This is a genomic window from Streptomyces sp. DvalAA-14 (assembly GCF_900091855.1).
Lineage (GTDB): Bacteria > Actinomycetota > Actinomycetes > Streptomycetales > Streptomycetaceae > Actinacidiphila.
In genome coordinates this window covers 1-3,811 of record NZ_FMCH01000485.1, presented here as the reverse complement: position 1 = coordinate 3,811, position 3,811 = coordinate 1, and the positions used below count along the sequence as shown (strand labels likewise).

At 72.1% G+C, this 3,811-nt stretch carries 4 protein-coding genes and 1 pseudogene; 2 read left to right on the top strand and 3 right to left on the bottom strand.

What is annotated here, in order from left to right:
• Window positions 1-168: 168 nt before the first annotated feature.
• Window positions 169-297: a hypothetical protein gene (locus tag GA0115240_RS38620; protein ID WP_256069977.1), complete on the bottom strand. Its 129-nt coding sequence runs from the start codon at window positions 295-297 to the stop codon at window positions 169-171.
• A 291-nt stretch (window positions 298-588) separates the two neighbouring features.
• On the opposite strand from GA0115240_RS38620, the gene GA0115240_RS37230 reads away from it, so the two are divergent.
• Window positions 589-732: a hypothetical protein gene (locus tag GA0115240_RS37230; RefSeq protein ID WP_176725169.1), complete on the top strand. Its 144-nt coding sequence runs from the start codon at window positions 589-591 to the stop codon at window positions 730-732.
• A gap of 201 nt (window positions 733-933) precedes the next feature.
• On the opposite strand, the gene GA0115240_RS25640 is transcribed toward GA0115240_RS37230, so the two are convergent.
• Complete coding sequence (locus tag GA0115240_RS25640) at window positions 934-1,557, bottom strand: hypothetical protein (RefSeq protein ID WP_093740110.1); 624 nt, start codon at window positions 1,555-1,557, stop codon at window positions 934-936.
• A gap of 189 nt (window positions 1,558-1,746) precedes the next feature.
• Window positions 1,747-2,991, bottom strand: coding sequence for an acyl-CoA dehydrogenase family protein (locus GA0115240_RS25635; RefSeq protein ID WP_093740108.1), 1,245 nt, complete (start codon window positions 2,989-2,991; stop codon window positions 1,747-1,749).
• A gap of 148 nt (window positions 2,992-3,139) precedes the next feature.
• Between GA0115240_RS25635 and GA0115240_RS25630 the strand changes: the two are divergent.
• Window positions 3,140-3,790, top strand: a pseudogene (locus GA0115240_RS25630) (TetR family transcriptional regulator).
• Window positions 3,791-3,811 lie beyond the last annotated feature (21 nt).

The window sequence follows — 3,811 nt, the reverse complement described above, 5'->3', positions numbered from 1 at the left end:
AACCGCGCGCAGGCGCTGGCGGCCCGCGGCGGCCTGGGCGGGGGACACCGGAGCGGGCAGGTGCTGGAACTGCGAGATGTTCGACATGGGTTCGGCTCTTTCGCGCGAAGGGTCGTAGGACGACGTATTGCGCGGGACCGGACGCTGATGTGGCCGTAGAAGGGCAGGTCAGCGGGCGACGCGGGTCCGCGCGGGGATCGCGCGGCAACACCAGCGGTCGAAGTGGTGCTCCTGCCGGGACGGCCAGAAGGGCTCCAGGTCGTGACGACCTGTCCCGGTGACAGTAGTGCTGGCCATGCCCCCATTGAACCAGACCGTGAGCCTGCCGTGTTAGGGCCCGGGCGGGTCGGACCGCGCGGCGGTGTGACGTCTCCGTCACACCGCGGTCATCTCGCGACCGGGCCCTGTCGCGCCGCGGGGCCGGTGACCGAGCCCCCGGCCCCATGACCGATAGGGTGGCGTCTGAGATGTTTTGTACGTCTCGGCCGGCCGGACGCGAGGCCGTTCCGGATCGCGGCGCCGACCCGCCGCGCGGGGCGGAAAGGGCCCGGGTCTAGGCTGGTGCGGCCGGACCAGAAGGAGTTCCCCATGCAGATCCACCAGGTGCTGAACCTCGCGGTGAGCGACAGCGCGGGCCCCGGGCCGGTGATGCGCAGCATCATCGTGATCGCCGTGGTCGGCGGCGCGCTGCTCGCCTGGTTCGTCCTGCGCGGCTACCGCGACAACGACTGACCCCCGCCCGGTGCCGCCCGCGTCCTAGGCCGTGTCTGACAAATAGCGCCGTCCGCCCGCAGGGCGGGGCCCCGCGGCGTCTGGTGCGTGCGATCGCAAGGCGGAGGGTCGCCCTCGTAGTGGGCTACTCGGACGACCCCGACAACGCAGCGAGCGCGGGTGCCAGGCGTCGCGGGGCAGGCGGGATTTGTCAGACACGGCCTAAGGGCAGCCCTCGCCGAACTTGACGGCGGTGAACTTCACCGGCTGTCCCGTCAGCGGGGTGCCCGCCGCCGGGGACTGGGTGCAGATCTTCCAGTTGGACGCGAGCAGGATCACCCGGTGGCCCGCGGCGTCGGTGGAACCGACCGAGGTGTTCGAGGGCAGGCTGGCGGTCGCGCTGTTCAGCGACTTGCCGATGAAGTCCGGCATCGTCCGGCCCGCCTTGGCGGGCGGCGCCTGGTCGGTGCGCGGGCAGGACTCGTCGAGCTTGACCGCGCCGAGGTCGATCGTCGTGTCGACCGGTGACTTCGTGCCTGCGGCCGGCTTTTGCGAGCAGACCTTCCAGTCCCGGTCGAGGATCTGGTGGCGGTCGCGGCCGGCCGAGTCGTGGCTGGTGAGGTGGTGGAAGCCGGCTGCCTGCGCCGCGTCCTGGGCGGTCTGCAGACCCTTGCCGACGAGGGCGGGTACCGGTTTGACCGCCGGGGCCGCGGAGCCTGCCGGGTGCGACACGGACACGCCGGGGCTCTTCGGATCGGCGGCGTCCGGATCGCACGCGGTCAGCGCGGCCGCCGCCGCGGCGGCTAAGACGACGACGGTGACGGTGACGCGGCTCGGTGTACGCATAGGGTCGTCCCCCTCGGTGCGGTCCTGCTCGGTGCGGGCCTGGGGTTCGAGCCTGGCAGCCCGGCGCGCCGACCGCGGTCGGTGTGCCGGGATTGTTACGGAGTGTGCGGATCGCGGACGGGACGGCGGACGGACGGCGGCCGGTCCCGCGATGCGGGCCCGGCCGCCCCACCACCGGCGCCGGGGCCGTCAGCGGATCGGCAGCCCGGACAGGGTGCGGGCGATCACCAGCCGCTGGATCTCGCTGGTGCCCTCGAAGATGGTGTAGATCGCGCTGTCGCGGTGCATCCGCTCGACCGGGTACTCCCGCGTGTAGCCGTTGCCGCCGAGGATCTGGATGGCCTGGGCGGTGACCTTCTTGGCGGTCTCGCTGGCGAAGAGCTTGGACATCGAGCCCTCGGCGGAGGTGAAGGGCTTGCCGGTGGTGGCCATCCAGGACGCGCGCCAGACCAGCAGCCGGGCGGCGTCGATCCGGGTGCGCATGTCGGCGAGTTGGAAGGCGATGCCCTGGTTGTCGATGATCGGCCGGCCGAACTGCTCGCGGCCGACCGCGTACTCCAGCGCGTACTCGTAGGCGGCCCGCGCGGTGCCCACCGCCATGGCGCCGACCGCGGGTCGGGAGGCTTCGAAGGTGGCCATCGCCGCGTTCTTCACCCGGCCGCCGTCGGCCCCGGCGCGGGCTTCGGCCGTGGCGCGCTCGCGGGCCCGGGCGAGGCGTTCGTCCAGCTTGTCCTTGCCGCCGAGCAGGCAGTCGCCCGGGATCCGGACGTCCTCCAGCACCACCTCGGCGGTGTGCGAGGCGCGGATGCCGTGCTTCTTGAACTTCTGGCCCTGCGACAGGCCCGGGGTGCCCGGCGGCACGATGAAGGAGGCGTGGCCCCTGGAGCCGAGTCCGGCGTCGACCACCGCGACGACCACGTGCACGTTGGCGATCCCGCCGTTGGTGGCCCAGGTCTTGGTGCCGTTGAGCACCCACTCGCCGGTGGCCTCGTCATGGACGGCCCGGGTGCGCATCGCGGCGACGTCGGAGCCGGCGTCCGGTTCCGAGGAGCAGAAGGCGGCCAGTTTCACGTCGTCCGCGTCGCCGTACATCTGCGGGACCCAGGTGCCGATCTGCTCCTCGGTGCCGTTGGCCAGGACGCCGACGGCCGCGAGGCCGGTGCCGACGATGGACAGCGCGATGCCCGCGTCCCCCCAGAAGAGCTCCTCCATCGTCATCGGGATACCGAGCCCGGTGGGGTCGAAGAACTGCTGGGCGTAGAAGTCCAGGGAGTACAGGCCTATCTTGGCGGCCTCCTGGATGATCGGCCACGGTGTCTCCTCGCGCTCGTCCCATTCGGCGGCGGCCGGACGCATCACATCGGCGGCGAAACCGTGGATCCACGCGCGCACGGACTGCTGGTCGTCGTTGAGATCGAGCGTGAAGTCGCCCATCGTCCCCTCCACGTGCTGGTTACTTGCGGTAACAGCAGTCTGTTACCCTCTGGTAAGGAATGTCAACTCCTCGCCCGGCGGGCCGTCCGGCGGCCGCGGGGTGTTACGTTGCGCAGACCATCGGCAATCGAACACCGAGGAGGCGAGGGTGGAGACCGGCCAGCGGCAGGACCAGCGAACGGCCACCGAGCGACGGCGCCAGGAGTTGCTCGAAGCCGCCGACCGCGTGGTGCTGCGGGACGGCCCCGAGGCCTCGATGAACGCCATCGCGGCCGAGGCAGGCATCACCAAGCCCATCCTCTACCGGCACTTCGGCGACAAGAGCGGCCTGTACCGGGCGCTGGCCAAGCGGCACACCGACGCGCTGCTGGCCACCTTGCGCACCGCGCTGGACTCCCCCGGCGACCGCCGGGACCGGGTCGAGGCGACACTGCACGCCTATCTGTCCGCGATCGAGACCCGCCCGCAGGTCTACCGCTTCTTGATGCACCCGGCCGAAACCCCCGCCGCCGACGGCGAGAAGGGCTTCGACGTCGGCCGCCACTCGGTCCCGCTGCTGCGCCGGATGGGCGAGGACCTGGCCGAGGTGATCGCCGAACGGCTCGACCTCGGCCCGGACAGCCGGCAGGTCGCCCGGGGCGTGGGGGCCACGGCATCGTCGGCATGATGTACGCGGCCGGCGACTGGTGGCTGAGCGAACGCCCGGTTTCCCGCGACCAGTTGGTGCGCAGTCTGGCGGATCTGCGTGTGGGGGCGCCTGGCCGCGGCCGGCGACAAGGCGGGCAGCCCGGGGCTGTGACGCCGGGCGCGCCCGGCCGGC